Annotated in this window: 18 protein-coding genes, 1 tRNA gene and 1 pseudogene; 13 read left to right on the top strand and 7 right to left on the bottom strand. The window is 66.8% G+C overall.

The window, feature by feature from the left end:
• The first annotated feature begins 126 nt into the window (after positions 1 to 126).
• Positions 127 to 798 (top strand): VOC family protein, encoded by a 672-nt coding sequence (locus D7V77_RS04430; protein WP_120575018.1) that lies wholly within the window; start codon positions 127 to 129, stop codon positions 796 to 798.
• 20 nt (positions 799 to 818) lie between these two features.
• Here D7V77_RS04430 and D7V77_RS04435 read toward each other — a convergent pair whose 3' ends face one another.
• Positions 819 to 1,661: an alpha/beta fold hydrolase gene (locus D7V77_RS04435; protein ID WP_120575019.1), complete on the bottom strand. Its 843-nt coding sequence runs from the start codon at positions 1,659 to 1,661 to the stop codon at positions 819 to 821.
• A 99-nt stretch (positions 1,662 to 1,760) separates the two neighbouring features.
• On the bottom strand, positions 1,761 to 3,008 hold the full coding sequence (locus D7V77_RS04440) for a sterol desaturase family protein (protein WP_120575020.1): 1,248 nt from the start codon (positions 3,006 to 3,008) through the stop codon (positions 1,761 to 1,763).
• 67 nt (positions 3,009 to 3,075) lie between these two features.
• On the opposite strand from D7V77_RS04440, the gene D7V77_RS04445 reads away from it, so the two are divergent.
• Both D7V77_RS04445 and D7V77_RS04450 read left to right on the top strand, forming a co-directional pair.
• Positions 3,076 to 3,663, top strand: coding sequence for a Crp/Fnr family transcriptional regulator (locus D7V77_RS04445; protein WP_120575021.1), 588 nt, complete (start codon positions 3,076 to 3,078; stop codon positions 3,661 to 3,663).
• Between the two features lie 195 nt (positions 3,664 to 3,858).
• On the top strand, positions 3,859 to 4,272 hold the full coding sequence (locus tag D7V77_RS04450) for a hypothetical protein (protein ID WP_233596680.1): 414 nt from the start codon (positions 3,859 to 3,861) through the stop codon (positions 4,270 to 4,272).
• 14 nt (positions 4,273 to 4,286) lie between these two features.
• Here the strand turns inward: D7V77_RS04450 and D7V77_RS04455 are convergent, their stop codons facing one another.
• On the bottom strand, positions 4,287 to 4,862 hold the full coding sequence (locus tag D7V77_RS04455) for a hypothetical protein (RefSeq protein ID WP_120575022.1): 576 nt from the start codon (positions 4,860 to 4,862) through the stop codon (positions 4,287 to 4,289).
• Between the two features lie 207 nt (positions 4,863 to 5,069).
• Here D7V77_RS04455 and D7V77_RS04460 point away from each other — a divergent pair, with 207 nt between their 5' ends.
• The 9 genes from D7V77_RS04460 (at position 5,070) to D7V77_RS04500 (ending at position 14,676) form a co-directional block, all read left to right on the top strand.
• The gene (locus D7V77_RS04460) at positions 5,070 to 6,200 is read left to right on the top strand and encodes a hypothetical protein (protein ID WP_254380153.1); all 1,131 of its coding nucleotides are present in this window, start codon (positions 5,070 to 5,072) and stop codon (positions 6,198 to 6,200) included.
• 130 nt (positions 6,201 to 6,330) lie between these two features.
• Positions 6,331 to 6,407 (top strand) — tRNA-Asp (locus tag D7V77_RS04465).
• A 335-nt stretch (positions 6,408 to 6,742) separates the two neighbouring features.
• Positions 6,743 to 8,083 carry a hypothetical protein gene (locus D7V77_RS04470; protein ID WP_120575024.1) on the top strand — a complete coding sequence of 447 codons (1,341 nt, stop codon included), beginning with the start codon at positions 6,743 to 6,745 and terminating at the stop codon, positions 8,081 to 8,083.
• On the top strand, positions 8,073 to 9,593 hold the full coding sequence (locus tag D7V77_RS04475; RefSeq protein WP_120575025.1) for a DUF2380 domain-containing protein: 1,521 nt from the start codon (positions 8,073 to 8,075) through the stop codon (positions 9,591 to 9,593). Before D7V77_RS04470 ends, D7V77_RS04475 begins: the two co-directional genes overlap by 11 nt.
• Positions 9,590 to 10,057, top strand: coding sequence for an NUDIX hydrolase (locus D7V77_RS04480; protein WP_120575026.1), 468 nt, complete (start codon positions 9,590 to 9,592; stop codon positions 10,055 to 10,057). The genes D7V77_RS04475 and D7V77_RS04480 overlap by 4 nt, the downstream gene beginning before the upstream one ends.
• Before the next feature lie 26 nt (positions 10,058 to 10,083).
• Positions 10,084 to 10,293, top strand: coding sequence for an Imm52 family immunity protein (locus D7V77_RS45905; protein ID WP_346728633.1), 210 nt, complete (start codon positions 10,084 to 10,086; stop codon positions 10,291 to 10,293).
• Positions 10,293 to 10,853, top strand: a complete 561-nt coding sequence (locus D7V77_RS04485; RefSeq protein WP_120575027.1) for an immunity 52 family protein — start codon at positions 10,293 to 10,295, stop codon at positions 10,851 to 10,853. The genes D7V77_RS45905 and D7V77_RS04485 overlap by 1 nt, the downstream gene beginning before the upstream one ends.
• Before the next feature lie 347 nt (positions 10,854 to 11,200).
• Positions 11,201 to 12,772, top strand: coding sequence for a serine hydrolase (locus D7V77_RS04495; RefSeq protein ID WP_120575029.1), 1,572 nt, complete (start codon positions 11,201 to 11,203; stop codon positions 12,770 to 12,772).
• A gap of 95 nt (positions 12,773 to 12,867) precedes the next feature.
• The gene (locus D7V77_RS04500) at positions 12,868 to 14,676 is read left to right on the top strand and encodes a VCBS repeat-containing protein (protein WP_147451974.1); all 1,809 of its coding nucleotides are present in this window, start codon (positions 12,868 to 12,870) and stop codon (positions 14,674 to 14,676) included.
• 53 nt (positions 14,677 to 14,729) lie between these two features.
• Here D7V77_RS04500 and D7V77_RS04505 read toward each other — a convergent pair whose 3' ends face one another.
• Positions 14,730 to 14,888 (bottom strand): glutathione S-transferase domain-containing protein, encoded by a 159-nt coding sequence (locus tag D7V77_RS04505; protein WP_255424548.1) that lies wholly within the window; start codon positions 14,886 to 14,888, stop codon positions 14,730 to 14,732.
• 147 nt (positions 14,889 to 15,035) lie between these two features.
• Here D7V77_RS04505 and D7V77_RS04510 point away from each other — a divergent pair, with 147 nt between their 5' ends.
• Positions 15,036 to 16,478, top strand: coding sequence for an NAD(P)/FAD-dependent oxidoreductase (locus D7V77_RS04510; protein ID WP_120575032.1), 1,443 nt, complete (start codon positions 15,036 to 15,038; stop codon positions 16,476 to 16,478).
• Positions 16,479 to 16,688: 210 nt separating this feature from the next.
• On the opposite strand, the pseudogene D7V77_RS45910 reads toward D7V77_RS04510, so the two are convergent.
• From D7V77_RS45910 to D7V77_RS04520, 3 genes and pseudogenes are all read right to left on the bottom strand, one after another.
• Positions 16,689 to 16,793: pseudogene (locus D7V77_RS45910) on the bottom strand (hypothetical protein); the annotation flags it as partial.
• A 54-nt stretch (positions 16,794 to 16,847) separates the two neighbouring features.
• Positions 16,848 to 18,020, bottom strand: coding sequence for a hypothetical protein (locus D7V77_RS04515; RefSeq protein ID WP_233596681.1), 1,173 nt, complete (start codon positions 18,018 to 18,020; stop codon positions 16,848 to 16,850).
• 65 nt (positions 18,021 to 18,085) lie between these two features.
• Entirely contained in the window at positions 18,086 to 18,829 is a 744-nt protein-coding gene (locus tag D7V77_RS04520) for a hypothetical protein (RefSeq protein ID WP_147451975.1), read from the bottom strand.
• Between the last annotated feature and the right edge of the window lie 480 nt (positions 18,830 to 19,309).

The following is a 19,309-nucleotide window of genomic DNA, read 5'->3' on the forward strand; positions in this document are numbered from 1 at the left end:
GAGCGCCTGGCTCGGGCGCCTGCATTGTCTTCACTTGAGGTCATGCACAGGGTTGACCTACGCGCTCAGCGCTGAGGAGGCCCTCATGCGCTCGTCCGCACGCGATGCCATTGCCAGGAGGCAGCCATGAGCACCACCGCAACCCGGAGTCAGGATGCGACCACCGACGCGCGCGCCGGGAAGGTCGACATGAAGTTCGAAGCCGCTGTCATTCCTGTATCGGATGTCGACCGCTCGAAGGCGTTCTACGGGAAGCTTGGGTGGAGGCTCGACGCCGACTTCCGTTTCGATAACGGCTTCCGGGTCATCCAGTTCACGCCGCCTGGCTCGGGGGGCTCCATCCAATTCGGTACGAACGTCACGTCAGCCGCGCCCGGCACGGCCCAGGGCCTCTACCTGATTGTCTCCGACATCCAGGCCGCGCGAGACGACCTCGTCAGCCACGGTGTCGAGGTCAGCGAGGTATTCCATGCAGGGAAGCCAGGGGCTCAGTTCGGCATGGACGGCCGGTTGCGCGGGCCCGAGCCCGGACAGGGCAGTTACCGCACCTTCGCCTCGTTCAGCGACCCTGACGGTAACGGCTGGCTGCTGCAGGAGGTCACGACGCGGCTGCCCGGCCGGGTCGACCCCTCCAAGACAGCGTTCGGCTCCGCGAGCGATCTGGCGAGCGCACTGCGGCGCGCGGAGGCCGCCCACGGCCAGCACGAGAAGCGCACCGGGCAGAGGGACGCGAACTGGCCCGACTGGTACGCCGCGTACATGGCCGCGGAGCGGGCCGGGACGGAGCTGCCGACCTGAAAAGCGAGCCATCTCCGTCGTCAACGGCAGCCAACTGCTTTGAAGATCAGCTCGGTGACGGCTTCGGGGTGGCTGATCATCGCAACGTGTGAGCTGCGAATCTCGACGGTACGGGCGCGAGCGCGCCGGGCCATAAAGCGTTCGGCTTCGGGCGGAATGGCGTTGTCGTCGCGGGCGACCATGTACCACGACGGGATGGCCTTCCACGCCGGCGGGCCGGATGGCTCATCGAAGACGGAGGCGGCGGCGGGGCGCTGACTGGCGGCCGCCACCGCCGCGTCCTTGTCACGGATATCTGCCGCGAAGAGCTCCTGGAAGAAGGCGGGGTCGATGTAGGCGTCGGCGTCCGAGGTTCCTCCCCCAGGGAACGGGCGCAAGACGAGGTGCTCGCTGAGCTCGGAATGGCCGCCACCAAGAGTGTTGGCCTCCGAGATGGTCTCCCCCTCGTCGAGTGCATACGCGGCGATGTACACGAGCGCTTTCACGTTCGCATTCCCGGTGGCTGCGTTCGTGATGATGGCGCCACCGTAGGAGTGGCCGACCAGGACGATGGGACCGGTGAGGGTTCCCAGGAAGTACCGCAGGTACTCCGCATCACCCGAGATGCTGCGCAAGGGATTCGCGAACGCGTAGGCCGTGTAGCCTTGCTTCTGCAGCCGCTTGATCACGTCGGCCCAGCCGGATGCGTCGGCGAATGCGCCGTGGACAAGGACGATGGTGGGCTTGCGACGACAGCCGGTGTTCCACGCGTCTTCGGATGCAACGGCCTGGGAAGGAGTGACGCTGACAGCCATCAGTGCCCAGAGGGCATAGAGCAGACCCAGCCGGCATACGTTCTGTTGGGTGAAGCGCTGAGCGTTCATCGGCCTCTCCGAATGGGCCCGCGCGTGGCGCGGGACGGCGCGGAAGGTGGGTGGCCGACACGACCGCGACAACCCAGACCGGAGTCCAGGCCTGATGACTCAGCTTGGATGGGGATTCGACTGGGGCCCCCGGGCGGCGGCTCCCCGCGCCACGCGCAGCCACACCAGCGAGACCATCAGCCATGCCGCAGTGAGCGCGCTCCATGTCTGGGGCGCGCTGGCCCAGACCAGCCACAGCGTCACCGCAACCCCCATCGCGAGCACTCGGGCAAGCTCCAGTGGCTCGCTCCACGCTTTCGACTCCAGCATCCCGCTCCAGGCGGTCGCCATCGCCCAGAGCAGCAGGCTCAACGCGACCTTCTGCCAGCCGGAGAGCGGCGAGGCGTGGTGGCTCACCAGGAGCATGAACGGCATCGACGCGAACAACTGGAAGACGAGGTACCCCCGGACGCCAGGTAGCTCCCGCGAGTGGTACTTCACCTCCGCGCCCTCCTGCTGCCAGTAGCCCAACGTGCGAGGAGGCAGGTCCGCGGGCCGCCAGCCCGTGGGCATCACCCAGAGGCGCAGCCGGTCCCAGTGGCTCTTCGTGGCGACGGCGTCCGCGAAGAGCCGGGCCCACGCCTGGAAGTTGATGACCGTCGGGTCCCAGGTGTTCGCCGGGGTCGTCAGGCCATAGGAGCACGGCTCGGTCTCCTCCTCGTAGGTGCCGAACATCCGGTCCCAGATGATGAGGAAGCCCGCGTAGTTCTTGTCGATGTACGCGTCGTTGCGCGCGTGGTGCACGCGGTGGTGCGACGGCGTGTTCAGCCACGACTCCACCCACCGCGGGAGCTTGGGGATGACCCGCGTGTGGGGGATGAACTGGAGCACCAGGTGGAAGGCCACCATCGCCAGCACCGCCTCCGGCGGAAAGCCCACCAGCACCAGCGGCCAGTAGAAGAGGAACGAGAACAGGCGCTGCGTCACGCTCGCGCGCAGGGCCACCGCGTAGTTGAGCTCCTCGGTGGAATGGTGCGGCGAATGGGCCGCCCAGCCGATGTTGGTGCGATGCCCGAAGCGGTGGAACCAATAGAAGAGGAAGTCGACTCCCAGGAAGAGCGCCACCAGCGACAGCGGCGACGATGCGTCCAGCCTCCACGGCGCGAACTGGCCCAGCTGCGTGAAGAGGGGCAGCACCATCAGGGCCACCGCGACGTTGACGCACTGGTTCATCACCGCCGTGCCCATGCTCGCGATGGAGTCCTGGAAGCTGTAGTAGCCGTTGCGGCGCACCACGCACCAGGCGAACTCGGTCAGGGCCAGGACGATGACGAAGGGCGTCGCCACGGCGTAGACGTTGATGGACATGTCTCCGGTATATGGTCCCCCGAGCGGCCTGCGCCTTAACCCAGGTCAAGCCAGGGTCCTGAGAGACGTGAGATTCCCCAAGCTCTTCGAGCGCCTCGCCACGCTGGCCCCGCTTCCTCCCGAGGAATGGGCGAAGGCCGAGGCCGTGGCGAAGGAACAGTCGCTCGCGAAGCGGGAGTTCTTCATGCGTCCGGGGGATGCGGCGGACCGGTTCGCCGTGGTGCTCCAGGGCGTCTTCCGGGGCGTGCGCGTGTCGCCACGCGGAGGCGAGTCCATCAAGGCCTTCCGCGCCGAGGGCGAGCTGATTGGCGCCTACGCGGAGATGTTGCAGCGGAAGCCTTCGATGACCGCGATTGAAGCGCTGGAGCCGAGCCGCGTGCTGGTGTTCCAGACGCGGGACTTCCAGACGCTGGAGCAGGGCCACGTGTGCTGGGAGCGGCTGGCGCGTCGGGTGGCGGAGCAGCACTTCCTCCTCAAGGAGCGCCGGGAGCAGGAGTTCCTGGAGCTGTCCGCGGAGGAGCGGCTCGTGAACTTCTGGGAGGAGCATCCGCACCTGAAGGGACGGATTCCCCAGCGCGACGTGGCGGCCTACCTCGGCATCACCGAGGTGGGCCTGAGTCGCATCGTGTCGCGGCGGCGCAAGCGCACCGATTGAGCAGCAAGCCCGGACGCAACGACACACAGTGCGGGGTCAGGTCGACTGACAGGACGCCTCGTGGAAAGTTGATACAACCTGAGCCAAAGTTTTCATCCATCCTTCCGTGACAGATGGAGGTTGTCTGGCGAGCACGCCCGCTTCTACGCTCGCCCGATGACCCGACTGCTTGCAGCGTTGATCCTTCTTCCTTCGATGGCCTTCGGGCAGGTGCGCATCGATGTGAAGTTGCCTGACATCGTCTTCACGACCCCGCCGCCACTCGTCGTCGTGCAGCCTGGCGTGCAGGTGGTGGAGGACTACGACGAGGATCTCTACGTCGTGGACAATGTGTACTGGGTGCGCCGCGATGGGCGGTGGTTCAGGGCGCGCGACTACCACGGAGGCTGGGAGTACGTGGAGGAGCGGCGAGTCCCCGTCACCGTCGTCAAGGTGCCTCCCGGCCGTTACAAGCGGTGGAAGCACAAGAAGAAGCATGTTGCCGTGCCCGCGTCGTACCATGAGCGCGACCACCACCGGGACCGGGACCACCATGATGATCACCACGATGATCATCACGACGACCACCACAAGGGCGGCAAGGGCAAGGGCAAGGGCAAGAAGAAGTAGCCCGCCCTCCAGCTCTAAAGCTTGGGGAATTTGACGACGGCGGTGGTGACCTTGACGAGGTCGTAGGACTCCTGCCGGTTGAGCAGGTTCGTCTGCTGCGCGACCAGTTGCGCGCGGAACTCCACCTGCCGCGCATCGTGGTCGAAGAGCGCGTAGACGACGTAGTACCGCGCCTTGCGGACCATCGTCTCCTCGTCGACCGAGAGCTGGACGTCGTCCGGGTTCAGGCTGCTGTCGACGACACACTTGAAGCCGGCCAGCTTGTGCAGGTTCTGCGAGGCGCTGTCGGTGCGCGCCTCGTGCCGGATGAAGATGCTGCCATCCTGGAACTTGTACCAGAGGCTGCAACCGCTCAGGTTCGCGGTGAAGAAGTACGCGAGGGTGTCGGTCGTGAGATCGATCTCGCCCTCCGTGACGTCACCGGTCTTCCACGGCAGGTAGAAGGCATCAGGGGACTCGCTCTCCTTGAGCGTGGCGAGTTCGCGGTCTTCCAACTCATCGAACGCCACCGCGTAGGAGCCCATGCCGGAGCCAGGAGCTGGACCGAGGATGAGCGGCTTCTGCTTCTGTCTGCCGGATGCGTTTCCCATGAGGCTCCTTGAGCGTCACGCATTCATAGCAGCAGACCCGGCACCTGACCTTGTCCACAACACAGGAGGGCTCACATTCCGCCTATGCTCGGGACGGTGAACATCTCAAGACTGAAGCCATGCGCATTCCTGGCTGTCTCCTTCTGGCTGGCCTGTACGGGGCAGCTCGGACAGGACGTCCCCGCGGAAGGCCCTCCGGATTCGGGCGTGCGTCCCCAGGACGACGCCGGGACGAATCCAGATGCAGGGACCGGTGACGCGGGCGTCCCGGATGCCGGCAGTCCCGATGCCGGCGGCTCCGATGCTGGCAGCCCGGACGCAGGTAGCTCCCCCATCACGAGCGCCCGGGTCTTCTTCTCCGGACACAGCCTGCTCGACAATCCCATGCCCGACCACTTCGACGACATCGCCACGAGTCGAGGCAAGGACTTCAACTGGAACCAGCAGAACGTGATTGGCTCCCCTCTCCGGGTGCGGACCTGGGGCAATAACGGATGGGAGGGTTATCGCTCGGGCAAGAACCGCTCGGGTGACAGCATGAACGTGGTCCAGGAGTTGCTGTCTCCCCAGACGCTGGGCCCGGGAGAGAAGTACGACACCCTCCTCATCACCGAGCGGCATGACCTGCTGGGCACCATCGAGTGGGAGAACACCATCGGCTACCTGCGGCACTTCCATGACCGCTTGATCGCCGGGAACCCACAAGCCGTTACATATTTCTATCACACGTGGCTGGACATCGATAAATCCAACCCGTCTCAGTGGATTACCTATGAGAAGAACGCCCGGGCTGCCTGGGAGTGTGTGTCTTCCAAGGTGAACCTCTCGTTGCAGAACGATGGACGGGCGGACCGCGTGGTGGCGCTCCCTGGAAGCACGGCCCTGGTCCATCTGGTGGAGCGAGTCATCGCGAACGAGGTACCCGGCATCAGCGGTTCGACCTCACAGAAGCTCAACGTGCTCTTCAGCGACAACGTCCACCTGACGTCCCTGGGCTCGTACTACATGGCCGCGGTCCACCATGCCGCTGTGTTCCGGGAGTCACCCGAGGGGGCCCGGGTGCCGCCTGGAGAGAACGCGACGACCGTGCATGCCCTCCAGCGCATCGCGTGGGAGTTCGTGAGCGCCTATTACGCACAGCCTGGCGCGGGCGAGCGGACGATGGAGGACTGCCGCACGCGAATCCCCCGGGACGTCTGCCCTGGCTTCTGGGGGATCCTCGGGAGCTCCCAGAACGTCGAGGGCTGCCAGCGCTTCTTCGGCAACGCGGCTCCGGGCCAGGGTGGAAACCCCTTCGTTTGGCCCGATCCGAACTGGCAGCCGTTGCCTGCTCCGTAGTCACGGTGCGGGGCTCGTCGTGGAGGCGAGCCCCCGTCCCATTCCCCCGTTGAGCCCGCCGCCCAGCATGAGGGCTCTCATTCCTCTTGTACTCATCCACGGATCAGCGGTAGAGCGGTGCCCTCCTTACGGGGAGTTAGTTCAGTTGGTTAGAACGCCGGCCTGTCACGCCGGAGGCCACGGGTTCAAGTCCCGTACTCCTCGCCACTAAAAGCTCAGCAATCCTACGGGGTTGCTGGGCTTTTGTTTTTCCTCCGTCCCCTCATGTGCCCCTCCGGCGTGGCTAGCCGACGGCGGCGGCGCTGGAGCTGGAGTTGCGCGGACAGCTCGCTCCCCACGGAGCCGCGCCCACTGCGTAGCGCGGACGAGACGACGACAAAGCCGGGACCGGGCGCCTTGCGCCTTCCACGGCAATAACAGTCGCCGACTCGACGCAGCCGACCTTCCCCTCTGGGCAGTGGTGCGTAGCCGGTGGGTGCCGGGCTGAATGTCAGACGTGTGTCCTTTGCTCTCCTCGGAGGTGTCACTCCCAGGGGGCGTGGATGCGAATGACGCGAAGTGGGGCTGTCTGGCTGTGGCTGCTGTTGCCGGTCGCCGCATGGGCCGAGGACGTCCCAGAGGTGCCGCCCGTGGAGGAGGAACGGCGCCCACGAGACGAGGCATGGCGCAACCTGCTGCGCGTGGAGGCGACGACGCTGGCCTTTCTGCCGCACGCGGGCGTCGGCGCGGACGAGGGCTTCCTCCAGGTGGAGCCGACCCTCATTCTCGACGGAGGCGCGGAGTTCGGCCTCAACCTGGGCACGCCCGTGCGGTTGCGCCTCTGGGGCGGTGGAGGGGCCGCGGGCTTCATGCGGAAGGAGGACTGGGACAGTCTCTCTGATTGGGGCCAACTCGTGCGCGGCCTCAAGCTGGGCTCGAACGACGCGCCCGTGGGCGTCTGGTTCGGCGCGCTGGAGTCCTACAACCTGCTGTCCGCGCACCTCGTACGGCGCTACTCCAACCGAAGCAATCCCGACTACCACCCAGCGGGCGGCTTCCTCACGGGCACGCTGGGGCCCCTCTATACGCAGGCGTTCACCTCGGACGTGCTAGGCGCGCGCCTCATGGGGGCGGAAGTCGCGCTGGACCTGGAGCACGTCCTCTTCGGCCAGCCCCGCGCGCAGGGCCGCTACACGCTGGCCTTCTCTGCTGTGCATGACTGGGGGAAGGCCGGAGGTCGCGCGCCTCCGGTGACGCTGGCGCACCTGGACGCAACCGCCGTGGTGGTGGTGCGGCCGGGCTTCGAGGCCCACCTGCTTGCCGGTTGGGGAGGACGGCCCGGTGCGGGCGGCGCATGGGGTGCGGTGGTGGGCGCGGGCGCGGATGCGGTGACGCCCACGCTGGACATGCGGCTGCGGCTGGAGGTGCGCAGGCAGCATGGCGGCTTCCGACAGGGATACTTCGGCCCGGACTACGAGCTGGCGCGCTTCAAAGCGGCGGGGGCGGAGGGAGTGCCGCTGGCGGAGGCCTCCTTCCCGGACGGGTACTCGACCTATGGCGAGGCGGAGGTGGGCTGGGACGCGGTCCGCTACGGCGGCCTCTCCAAGCACCTGAAGCTGTCGCTGGGGGTGGAGGCCTTCAACTGGGGCCGCATCGACGTGGACGGGCGCGTGGCGGTGCAGCTCTTCGCGCGCAGCCTCGAAGTGGCTTTGAAGGGGCTCGGAGTGGGCATGGGGCGGCCCGGGGCGCGCTACCTGGGGGCCGCCGAAGCCCGCTGGCGATTGCTGGGCGAGAAGCTCTACGCGATGGGGACGGGCGGCACGCTGCTCTTCCCCACGCCGGAGGGGACGCTGCGGCCAGGGGCGTTCGCCTCGGTGGGCCTGGGGGTGGACAATGCGCGCTGACGTCCTCTTGCTGGCCCTGGTGCTGCTGGCCACGGGATGCGCCTCTGTGCCGCAAGCGCATGGGCGAGGCCGAAGCTTGAGCTATGCACCGCGAGAGGACTCCTCGCCCGCGTGGGTGGAGGCACCGAACGATGAGTCCCCGCGCGCCCAGAACTTCCTCCCGCGCGCTCTTGCTGGGCCCGAGCAACGGCTCCTGCGCCGCCAGCAGCCGCGTGACGACGTGACCGCCGTGGGAGAGAGCGCTGTCGGGGGCGGGGGCCGGAGCGCTGCATTGACGCGGCAGGCAGTCCTCGACGCGACGAAAGACGTGAAGGGCTCCCTGACCCGCGTCGAGGCCGCGTTCACCAAGCTGGCGGCCCGTCCTCCGGACCTCTGGGGCTGGAGCCTGACCGGTGTCTTCACGCGCTACCTCGACCAGGGCTCCAAGCAGGTGACGTGGCTTCATGGCGCGATTGGGAGCGCCACCGCGTTGACGGAAGTGGCCTCGAAAGTTGGCGACACGGACATGGAGCTGGGCTTGCTTCGCATGACGGGGCCGAAACTCCAGGCGGCCCAATTCGGAACGCTCCTGCTGGCCACCTGGGTGGACTTCCTGCACCTCGCGGACGCCGTACTTCGCAACTGCCCCATGTGCAGTGCCGAGAAGCTTTTCGCGGACCTGTATCGCGTGCAGGGGCTGATGGAGCCCTCGCTCACGGACCTCGCCTCACTGGACCCGGAGCGGGTGGAGGCAGCGACCACCGCGATGCCGGAACTGATGGGGAAGCTGACGCGTGAATTCGACACGCTCCAACGGGAGACCCGCGAGACCATGAAGCTTGGCGGGCAGGTCATCGCGGCGATGCAGGCGGTGGAGATGGTCACGATGATCTCCACGATGAAGATGGCCCTGCCACGCGTGCCGCCCTCGGCCCCTGCGGTGCTCGGCGTGGGACTGGCAATGAGTTCAGGCGGCGTCATGGTGGGCTCGCGGCTGGTGGTCTCCGCCGAGTGGGTGGAGATGATGCGAAGGCTCGTGCAGGCGGGCGTCATCTCCGTGCCTGCCGTCGGCGCGGCCGTCCTCATTCAGGGCGGACAGGTCAAGATGGCCCAGGCGCATCAGGACTTGCCCGAGGGCGTGCGCGAAGCGCTGGGGGACAGCCCCGAAGTGCGAGGCATGCAGGTGACGGGCAGGGCGGGGGCGGGCATGTCGGACGCTCCGAAACACCATGTGCTGCCGCAAGAGCACCGCGAATGGTTCGAGCGGCGCGGATTCAAGGGCGACATGGACATCGACAACTTCTGCGTCCGGCTGGAGCAGGCCGATCATGAGGCGATTCACGGCGGGGGAAACTGGAAGCTGGGACGCACATGGCCCGGCGAGTGGAACAGGATGATTATGAAGGCCCTGCGCGATGCCGAGATTGCCACTGGTCGAACTCTGACGCGGAACGAGATCCTGACTCTCGTAGCGAAGAGCATGCGGGACTATAGGATCCCGATGAACTTCACTCGTGGGAGAGGACGATGAGCGATGGAGGTGCATGGCAGGGCAACATCAAGGCGCGCCTGTACGAACGGATCCGTGAGCGAGGCTACGACTCACTGACCGCCTTTGCCGATGCGCGCCCTGCCGTTCCGCTGTACGTCCTGGCCGACGAGCTGGGCAACGACGTTGCTGCGGTGCAAGTGTTGAGCGGCTTGCTGTACGAGGCAGAGCAGCACAAGCGGGTCACGCGCTTCGTTCGCGACGTGCTTGTGCGCGAAGTCGCTGAGGGACTCCCCAACGGTTGGCCGCCCATCTTGGACGACGCAGGCCGCTTCGAGGTTGCAATGACGCTTGGGCGCTGGTCTGCGTACACCCCAGAAACCTATGAAGAGCGCGTGCGGCGGGTGCGCGATGTGCTCCTCGCCAGTCCACCACCTCCCGGCTGGCGCCCGCTCAGTCCTGACGACGAACTGCTTCGGACGCTCCTTCCCGACGAGGACGTCTGACCCGGCGGGCCGTTGAAGGGGCCGCCATGGTGAAGAGAGAATCTCGTGACAGCAAAGGCCAAGACCCCTCCCGAAACCTATTACGCAGGGGCGTACGGGGGGCGCGCAAGGAGTCGCCGGAGGAGTGCGCCCGACGCACGGCTGCGTTCCCTACCTTGCTGGCGCCAAGCGATCCCCTCCTCTTCCAGTGGTACTTGCCCACGCGAACATCCAGGGGGGGAGTGAGCCCCCTCTGATGCCGCCCGATGTGCCGACGCGGACGGAGCAGTTCCGGCTTGGTGTCAACCGCGAGCGCGGAGGACCCGCTATTGAGCAACTGGGCTTTACCTTCTGGTTCGACAACGGAGGCCCGGATGCGGATTGCGCTGCCCTGCGCATCACGTGTGGCGCCTCCTCGGAAGCGGTCCCCAATTCGTGCGTGATGACACTCCCGAAGCGCGGACCGAACGCTGACAGGCTCCAAACTGCCCATGTGTTGGCGGGAGTGGAGCAAAGCATGGCGTTGGCCTGGGACCCTGACGGGTGTGTCTCTACATCATGGGACCATCGCGAACTTCTCTCAGACGAAGGCAGAACCGGAACGTTCGTGGGATGGGTCACGTACCTGTCGCGGCGTCGCGGCAAGGTGCCGCCACTTCCCGCCCCGGCGCGAATCGAGCCGGTCGAGGACAAGGGCACGCTCATCGTTCTGACTCCGGAGCGCTTCACGGTGGCCAACCCGGAGCATGTGGCGCTGGCGCATCGCGTTCGTGAGCTGCTGGCAAGGGCCGATCTCATGCAGCCAGTCACCCCCTGACCCGCCACGGCTCCGTGGGCTGGAAGGGCCGTCATGTGCCCCCAGTGTGCCCCTCCAGCGTGGTTCAGCCGGGCACACCCCGGAACGGGTTGGGACGGGGCGGGATGATGAACCCGAGGGAAATCAAGGCGATAGGGGGTAACAGCGCGTCCTGCCTGGGCTTCCCATTGCCTTGGCCCACGGGTTCAAGTCCCGTACTCCTCGCCACTGAGAAGGGCCCGGAATCGAAAGGTTCCGGGCCCTTCGCTTTTCTGGCCGGGTAGAGCACCAGGGGACGTCCCGGACCGGCAATCGAACGGAGGGGCAGGCGTACACCTCGCGTCCCACCTCCTTCCTTCGGTGAACCCATGCGCCCTTCCCTGTCCCGCCTCGTGCTCGCGGCCATCCTGTCCAGCCCGGGAGGTGCGGCCCTCGCGGCGGAGGGGACGAAGAAGCCCGCCACGCAATGGTTGGCCAGCCCTGCTCATGCGGCCCGCGCGGCGCGAGTGGAGGCAGGCCTGGCCCCGGTCGTCATCGAAGGCGAGAAACCCCAGAGCCTGACGCTCCCGCAGTGGATGGCGCTGTACCGGATCCCCGGGCTGAGCATCGCCGTCTTCGACAAGCACTCCATCGTCTGGGCCAGGACCTATGGCGTGAAGGAGGCGGGTGGCTCGGAGCCCGTCACCCTGGAGACGCTGTTCCAGGCGGGGTCCATCAGCAAGCCGGTGACCGCCCTGGCGGCGCTGCACTTCGTCGAGGCCGGCAAATGGTCGCTCGACGAGAACATCAACGACAGGCTGCGCTCGTGGAAGGTCCCCGAGAACGACTTCACGAAAGAGCAGAAGGTCACCCTTCGCCGGCTGCTCAGCCACAGCGCGGGGACGACCGTGCATGGCTTCCCCGGTTACGCCGTCGATGCTCCCATGCCCACGCTGGTGCAGGTGCTGGAGGGCGCGGCGCCCGCGAACACCGCCCCGGTGCGCGTCGACCTCGTCCCCGGTACGAAGACGCGCTACAGCGGCGGTGGCACGTCCATCGTCCAGCTGATGATGGTGGATCAACTCCAGAAGCCGTTCCCCCAGGTCATGCGGGAGACGGTGCTGAAGCCGCTCGGCATGAGCAGCAGTTCCTACGAGCAGCCCCTGCCTCCGGCCCTCTCCGCCCGGACGGCGACCGGGACGTACTCCAGCGGGAAGAGCGTCGCGGGCCGCTGGCACGTGTACCCGGAGATGGCCGCGGCCGGACTGTGGACCACGCCGTCCGACCTCGCGCGGGTCGCCCTCGAGGTGTCCAACGCGAAAGCGGGGAAGTCCAAGCGCGTGCTGTCGCAAGCGATGACGAAGCAGATGCTGACGCTGCAGTCGGAGTGGTTCGGGTTGGGCTTCCAGGTGGAACCCGGCACCGACCGCTTCTGGCACGGAGGCGCGGACGAAGGCTTCCAGGCCGCGTTCATGTCCTTCGGTGACACGGGCAGCGGCGTGGTCGTCATGGCCAACTCCGACAACGGCTTCCTGCTCTTCGACCGCCTCATCGCCAGCGTCGCGGCCGAGTATGCCTGGACCGCGTTCAAGCCCGAGCCCGTGTCGCCGTCCGCCCAGGCGGATGTGCTCACGCGGTTCAAGGGCGTCGACACGGCGCTCGCCTGGTACACCGCGAAGCATCGCGAGGGCATGAAGGGCCTGGAGTCGGGGCAGCTGAACCAGCTCGGCTACCGGTTGCTGGGCGAAGGCAAGGGCGCGGAAGCGGTGCGGGTGTTCGAAGCGAACGTGAAGCTCTTCCCGACGGATGCGAATGCCTTCGACAGCCTGGGCGAGGCACAGCTCCAGCTGGGACTGAAGGAAGAGGCCATCGCGAGCTACAGGAAGTCACTCGCACTGGACGCGGGCAATGCCAATGCGGTGAAGGTCCTCGAGAAGCTTGGCGTGCCCACCGGGAAGTAAGCGCAGGGCCAGCGCCGGCTGCTTGAGGGCTGAGGCAGCGATTGCAGCATCTGCAGCTCTTTGACATCCCGCGCAACTGCGGCGAACCTGGAAAGATGAGATTTCCACATGCCTTCGCCCTGACTGTGTCCTGTCTCATTCTTGCCAGCCCTGCCCACGCGGCGCCCACCCAGAACAAGTTCGTCACCATCCTGTATGAGACGTGGGCGGACTATTGGCTGTCCATCTTCGGGCCGGCGAATACGTGGTGCCGGCTACCAGCCCCCTACGACGCGAGCTGCCCGGTGGCGGATCAGTCGGTGGCGGAGTGCCCGTACACGTCCTTCCACTGGTGGGGTGCGCCCGCGCTGTTCAATGGGGACATCAACCAGTACCGCTTCCGCAAGGCGGACGGCACCGCGAACAACGCGCTCATCGACAATCACGCGAGCCTCCTCGCCGCCGCCGGAATCGACTTCATCACCATCGACTACTCGAACAGCAACCTCGTGGACTCGCGTTTCAACAACGCCACCCTCACACTGCTGACACGCTTTCGAGACCGGATGGCCGCGGGCCAGGCCACACCGAAGGTGGCCTTCTTCAACTCGGGGAGTTCGCACTCGACCCTCTACAACACGTTCTACACGGCGTTCCCCGCCAGCCTCTTCTTCCACGTCGGCGGCAAGCCGCTCCTGATGTCCAATGACTGCACCGGAGCGCCCCAGTTCACGTGCAAGCCCATCGCGGGACTGCAAAACAGCACCGCCACCTGGTCGTTCAAGGAGCGCACGCCGCAGCCGTACTACTCGAGCAACGGGTGGCCCGAGGAGATCTCCGTGGTGCCGGCGACCCAGGCGGACTACATCAACAGCTGCCTCGGCAATGCGCTGGGACGCCGTGGTGGGGCCACCCTGAACGAGCAGTGGTCGAGCGTGACGGGCAGCAACCCCACCTACGTCTTCGTGACCGGCTGGAACGAGTGGGGCTCGCAGAACGTGAATCCCGGCAACCTGTCCAGCCCGTATCCGCGCCTGCGCCCGCTCCTGACCGACGAGTGGAATCCGGAGTTCTCGTCGGACTTCGAGCCGATGTCTGGCGGGCACGGCACGTTCTATTACGACCAGCTCAAGGCGAAGGTGGCGCAGTACAAGCGCAATGCCCCGAACTTCGTGCTCCGGAGCATCAGCTCGGGCAACTGGCTGTTCAAGTACTACGTGGGCGGCAACGACCTCGGGGGCTCGAACTTCACCACGACGTTCCCGTGGGCGGCCGGAAGCCAGTATCAACCCATCACCGGCGACTTCGACAACGATGGGTACAGCGACATCGCCGTGCGAGATGTGCTCAACGGCGTGTGGCACTTCGCGCGGCGAATCTCTCCGTATGTGTACTCGCACACGGTGAGCTTCACCTGGGCTGCGGGCGCTCAATTCCAGCCCCTCGTCGCCGACTTCGATAACGACGGGCGCACCGACATCGGCCTGCGCGACACCACGACCGGCGCCTGGCACTTCGCCCGCCAGGTCGGGCCCTACACGTACGCGCACACCAACAGCTTCACGTGGGCGGCCGGGGGGAACTACCAGCCTTTCATCGGCGACTTCGACCAGAACGGCCGTACCGACATCGGGCTGCGCGATGCCGCCAATGGCGTGTGGTACCTCGCGCACTGGGTCGCCCCCTACGCCTATTCGAACGCACTCACGTTCTCCTGGGCATCGGGTTCGAACTACCAGCCCATCACCGGCGATTGGGACGGAGACAGCAGGCAGGACATCGGCCTGCGTGACTCCACGACGGGAACCATCTTCCTGCTCAACAACAGCGGAACGTTCTCCTTCGGGAATCAGGAAACCTACAGAGGCCCCTCCGGCGGCGACTATCAGCTCCTCATCGTGCCGAATTCGCCGAACGGGCCGTGAGCCCCGGCACTGTCAAAGCGTAGGAGCGAGTTTCCCCAGGGGCCCGGCACTTCTCAAGCGAGGCCGGGCTGACATAGCCGAGTGAGGAGCGACGCCGCCGCGAGGTCCGCGATCGACAGGGACGAGCCCACCAGGTAGCGCGACGGGTCTCCCTGGATCTCCCGCTCCAGCCTGTCCAGTCCCTCCAGCATCTTCGCCTTGGACTCCTCCAGGGTGGCGGTGAAGCTTTCGAGCCCCGGGGCCGAGAGGGCATGTCAGACCGGTGATGTGCAATCTCCTCGGCGGGGGCGAGCGGCTCTGGGGAAGGCGGACCCCTCTGACCCGCAGCGCCACGACATGAAACCTTGGAGGCTTGGGACTTGGAAACCCCTGGACGCAGATTCGGAAGCGCCGTGGTCATCGGCAGCAGCATGGCGGGGCTCCTGAGCGCGCGGGTGCTCGCGGACCACTTCGACAAGGTGACGCTGGTGGAGCGGGATGTCCGGGTGGAGGGGCCCGCCGCGCGCAAAGGCGTTCCGCAAGGGCCGCACATCCACGTGCTGTTGGACACGGGCCGGCGCATCCTCGACAAGTACTTCCCGGACCTGTTCGAGCAACTCCAGGTCCAGGGCGCCGAGTTCATCGACTCGAGTGGAGACCTCGCCTGGCACCACTTCGGGGTGTGGAAGCTGCGCCGCACCAGCGGCATCCCCGGGCTGTTGTGCACCCGGCCCCTGCTTGAGTGGAACGTCCTGCGCCGGGTGAAGGCGCGGCCCAACGTAGCGGTGCGCGAGGGCTGCTCCATCGAAGGGCTCATCTCCGACGAGAAGGGCACGGGGCGCATCACGGGCGTCCGGGTCAAGACACCCCAGGGCGAGGAGTCGTGGGAGGCGGACCTCGTCGTGGATGCCAGTGGCCGGGGCTCGCGGATGCCTCAGTGGTTGGAAGCCATCGGCTACGCGCGCCCGGAGGAAGAGCAGGTCATCGTGGACCTTTCCTACACGACGTGCCTGCACGAGCCGCCGCCCCACTTCCAGAAGGAATGGAAGGCGCTCTTCCTCTATCCAAGTCCTCCCAAGGCCTGGCGCGCGGGTTTCATCTCACACGTGGAGGGAGGCCGGTGGCTCGTCACCCTCAATGGCTACTTCGGGGAGCACGCGCCCACCGAGTACGCGGGGTTCCTCGAGTACGCGCGCTCACTGACGCGTCCGGACCTGTACAACTACCTGAAAGAGGCCACGCCGATAGGGCCCATCTCCCAGCACAAGGTGAAGGACTGCCGATGGCGGCACTACGAGAAGCTGCCCCGCTTTCCCGAGGGGCTGGTCATCCTGGGAGACGCCGCGTGTGCCTTCAACCCCCTCTACGGGCAAGGCATGTCGGTGGCGGGGCTTGGCGCGGAACTGCTGGACACCTGCCTTCGCGAGCAGTCCGAACGAGGCGAGCTATCGGGCCTGGCGCAGCGCTTCCGCGAGCGGCTGCCTGAAGTCATCCGGCTCCCGTGGCTGTTGGGCACGGGCATGGACCTGCTGTATCCGCAGGCCGTCGGGAAGCGGCCCTTCGGGCTGGGCTTGCTGCACTGGTACATCCTGCGGCTGATGGAGCGCACGTCGACCGACGCACACGTCCATCGCCAGTTCTACCGGATACTGCACCTGCACACGGGGCTGGAGGCGGTTCTCCAGCCCTCCGTGGCATTGCCCGTGTTGGGCCATGGCGTCATGTCGCTCCTCCGCCCTCTCGAGCGGCTGGCGAATACCGAGACACGGCCTCCCCCTCTCCCGCGCCCAAGCCCTGTCCCGGTCCAGAAGTCCACGGAGTAGCCGCCGCTGCTGCTGCCGGTGGTGCCGCGCTCCCTCAAGCAGGGGCGGAGCCGGGGCAGGAGGAGGAGAGCCCCGCCTTTGCCGCGACGGTGGAGAAGCCTTTGGAAGGAGCGCACACCTCGTTTGGACTGGGCGGGGCACGCATTGGATGGACAGGAGCGCTATTTCCTTCAGCAGTCCCCATCGCACCTGGTGCGGAAAGAACAACGTCTACTTACGGTAGGGCACGTGCGGCAGCACCCGCTCCACCAGGTGCACCGCCGTCACCTGCGCCCGCTTCGCGTTGCAGGAGGGGCACGCCCCTCGCCCCTTGCACGAGAAGGCGCTGAGAAGGGCCCGGAATCGAAAGGTTCCGGGCCCTTCGCTTGTCTACAGCCCTACCTGGAACAAGAGGATGAGCCGCGAGAAGGAGTCCGTGCCTTCCCGCAGCGCCGGGTAGTGGTCCCAGGTGAGCACGGCCCCCAGTGGACCGAAGTGCAGGTCCGCGAGGAGCCGCAGGCCCGGCCTGGCTTCGGGGAGCACCTGCACCGGTACACCCAGGCCAAGCCCGAAGCTCGGGATGATGACAACCTGGGGCGTCGCATACTGCGTGAGCGGCGTGAGGACGAGCTGGTCTCGAAAGTCCGTCTCCACCGAGAGCGAATGCAGGAAGGACTCGGGCGCGGCGAGCTGGTAGCCGAGCCGTGCCATGAAGCGGGAACCATCCCCGAGCCGTGCGCCCAGGCCCAGCTGCACACCGCCCGGAATCCACCACGGCTTGGGCTTCGTCAGCGTGACGTTGAGCCACTCGGGCGCGCTCTCCGCCGTGAGGCTCCGCTCCGCCACCACCTGCTCGCCCTCGTGCCGAAGCCGCCAGCCCGTGGCCACCGGGAGCGTGCGGGCGGATGCGTCCGGGCTGCTGCCCACCTCCCACGCGGAAGGGACACGCACCGTGACGTGGAGCGTGGGGTTGCCCGCCCAGGTCCGGATGGGCCCCAGCAGATAGTCGATGTCCCAGTGCGTGACCCGCGCCGGACTGGGGGACAGCAGTGCGTGGCGCGACTGGACCGCGGGCCACACGTACCCCGAGGGCAGGAAGCGCCGCTCGAGCTGCATCAGGCCGCGCACCACCAGCTCCCCTTCCCTCCCGGGCGGAAGCGTGAGGGTGAAACCGAAGCGCTCCACCAGGGAAGGCGCGGGCCGTCCGAACGCATCCTCCGGCGTGGGGCCCATCGAGGCCGCCTGCTCCTCTGTCACCGGGAGAGGCTCCTCGTCGAAGCGCACGCGGACCTCGCGCGTACGGAGCCCCAGGAACGCGGCATCGATGACCTCCGCCTCGGGGGTCCCGTTGCGCAGCTGGTAGCGCGCCTCGAAGCGGCAGACCGCCTCCTGCTCCGCCTCCGCGCAATCGAAGTCCAGCTTCTCGCTGAGCACCTCCGTGCGCGTGCTCGCGGTCCCCGGTGACAGGGTGAAGGTCGCGGGCGTACGCGTGGAGGCGGCCACGTTGGCGGCGGCGGGCGATGCAGCGAGGAGACACACGAGGGATGCAAGGCGGGCCGCCATGTCCGCCAGTGTCGCTCAAATCCGTGGGAGCACCGAGGCGGTCCTGCTGGAACGGAGCCGCTCGCTCAGAGCTCCACGTCGTAGGCGGCGGCCATCCGGTTGGCGAAGTTCTGGATGTCGGGCGGCGTGTCCGCGTCCAGCGTCACGCGGATGCGCCGCCCCGCGACGACGTAGGTGACCGACCGGGTCTGCGCGTCATGCATGAAGGGCCGAGGAAACGACGGACCGCTCTCCGCCGGGAGCCGGCTGGCCGCGATGAGCAGCGTCGTGAGCCGATGGACGTCCGAGCCTCGCGAGTCGTGCTCGCGGGGACGACGCACCTCGAAGCGGCCATCCGCGAAGACCTCCAGATTGAAGTGCCGCGTGTTGGGCATCCCCGGGGACTTCGACAGCTCGAGCACGACGTCGTCCGCCGGATGGGCGTCCGCGGACAACGACCGTCCCGCCTCCACCTGTGACTGGATCAACGGAGAGAAGCGGATGAAGTCCGCGAGCGAGCCTTCAACCACTTCGGCCCATTCGCCACGCGACCAGCCGTCCACGCCTTCGAGACGGGAGAAGAGCTCATCGACGTACCACTGTCGCTCATCCTTCCAGGCGACAATGACGTGCGCGCGAGGAGACGCGGCGTCGAGAAGCGTGATGAACGAGCGCCGCTCGGACTCGTCATGACTGTTGTAGCCGTCGAGACTCCGCGGGAAGAACTCGCTCCGCAGGAAGTCGAATCCCTTGGACTTCGCATCGAAGTACGCGCCCAGCGTCGTCGTGGGCTTCTCCTCGTGGAAGTACGGCAGAAAGGACAGCCTCACGGAGAGGGGATCCACTCCCGCCGGAGGCACGAGTTCGCACCGCTCGACGACGGGCCGACCTCTTCCTGGCGCACCAGAGTCACGAACGGCCTCACGATAGAGTTCGAAACGAGGGCTCGAAGTCTGCTTCACGGGCGCACCTTTTCTTGGGCTCGTGGCCTCCGGGCACATGGCGGCACGACACCCCAGCGAATCCTCCGACTGTGCCATGAAGGAACCGGACGCGGTGATGCCGCGTCAAGAATTGCAGCGTGATCTTCCAGCGCGTGCTGAAGGCGGCGAACTTCAGGTCCAGCAACTGGGACTTCGCGCGCACGTTCACGCAGCTCAAGCACGATAAGCTCGTCCGCTTCCAGCACCGGCACGACCACCATGGCCTTCCCATGCTCCCACTCCATGACGGGGCCCCGGAGGCAAGAGGTGGACCGCTAGTTGTAGTCCTCCGTCGGGCGCGCCAGGGGGTTCCTGGGGGGCGGAGAC

Origin of the sequence: Corallococcus sp. CA041A (assembly GCF_003612075.1) — a bacterium.
Classification (GTDB): domain Bacteria; phylum Myxococcota; class Myxococcia; order Myxococcales; family Myxococcaceae; genus Corallococcus; species Corallococcus exiguus.

What these genes read in the sequence shown, in the direction of transcription:
- D7V77_RS04430 (WP_120575018.1), top strand. Translation starts at nt 127, where the DNA reads ATGAGCACCACCGCAACCCGGAGTCAGGATGCGACCACCGACGCGCGC.
- D7V77_RS04435 (WP_120575019.1), bottom strand. Translation starts at nt 1,661, where the DNA reads ATGAACGCTCAGCGCTTCACCCAACAGAACGTATGCCGGCTGGGTCTG.
- D7V77_RS04440 (WP_120575020.1), bottom strand. Translation starts at nt 3,008, where the DNA reads ATGTCCATCAACGTCTACGCCGTGGCGACGCCCTTCGTCATCGTCCTG.
- D7V77_RS04450 (WP_233596680.1), top strand. Translation starts at nt 3,859, where the DNA reads ATGGCCTTCGGGCAGGTGCGCATCGATGTGAAGTTGCCTGACATCGTC.
- D7V77_RS04455 (WP_120575022.1), bottom strand. Translation starts at nt 4,862, where the DNA reads ATGGGAAACGCATCCGGCAGACAGAAGCAGAAGCCGCTCATCCTCGGT.
- D7V77_RS04470 (WP_120575024.1), top strand. Translation starts at nt 6,743, where the DNA reads ATGCGAATGACGCGAAGTGGGGCTGTCTGGCTGTGGCTGCTGTTGCCG.
- D7V77_RS04475 (WP_120575025.1), top strand. Translation starts at nt 8,073, where the DNA reads ATGCGCGCTGACGTCCTCTTGCTGGCCCTGGTGCTGCTGGCCACGGGA.
- D7V77_RS04480 (WP_120575026.1), top strand. Translation starts at nt 9,590, where the DNA reads ATGAGCGATGGAGGTGCATGGCAGGGCAACATCAAGGCGCGCCTGTAC.
- D7V77_RS45905 (WP_346728633.1), top strand. Translation starts at nt 10,084, where the DNA reads ATGGTGAAGAGAGAATCTCGTGACAGCAAAGGCCAAGACCCCTCCCGA.
- D7V77_RS04485 (WP_120575027.1), top strand. Translation starts at nt 10,293, where the DNA reads ATGCCGCCCGATGTGCCGACGCGGACGGAGCAGTTCCGGCTTGGTGTC.
- D7V77_RS04495 (WP_120575029.1), top strand. Translation starts at nt 11,201, where the DNA reads ATGCGCCCTTCCCTGTCCCGCCTCGTGCTCGCGGCCATCCTGTCCAGC.
- D7V77_RS04500 (WP_147451974.1), top strand. Translation starts at nt 12,868, where the DNA reads ATGAGATTTCCACATGCCTTCGCCCTGACTGTGTCCTGTCTCATTCTT.
- D7V77_RS04515 (WP_233596681.1), bottom strand. Translation starts at nt 18,020, where the DNA reads ATGGCGGCCCGCCTTGCATCCCTCGTGTGTCTCCTCGCTGCATCGCCC.